This window comes from Endozoicomonas atrinae, from assembly GCF_001647025.1.
Taxonomy (GTDB): Bacteria; Pseudomonadota; Gammaproteobacteria; order Pseudomonadales; family Endozoicomonadaceae; genus Endozoicomonas; species Endozoicomonas atrinae.
The window spans coordinates 1-249 of sequence record NZ_LUKQ02000924.1; the positions used below are offsets into that span (position 1 = coordinate 1).

1 protein-coding gene is annotated in these 249 nt (G+C 42.2%); it reads right to left on the reverse strand.

Annotation, left to right across the window (positions count from 1 at the left end):
• A partial coding sequence (locus tag AK963_RS36990; protein WP_139117863.1) for a helix-turn-helix domain-containing protein occupies positions 1–188 on the reverse strand: 188 nt, incomplete at its 3' end.
• Positions 189–249: the final 61 nt, after the last annotated feature.

Genomic DNA, 249 nt, shown 5'->3' on the forward strand with positions numbered 1-249 from the left:
TGCGCTTCAAGATCCTGATTTGGGTGTTTTGATCTGCCAGAAATCCACGACAACTTTACTCTATGTAGTAGCTTATAAACTGTCCGTAGGTCGCATTCAGTTTGGAACTCCTCCTCCAACAGTTTAATACCAATCGCATTTTCTAAATCCTTAAGCTGCCGCCAACTATGCTTAGGCATCATTACCATGCATTATCTAGAACAGATGTCTCGTCGACCACAGCTACCCGAAGGTTTTAATGATGTTGAT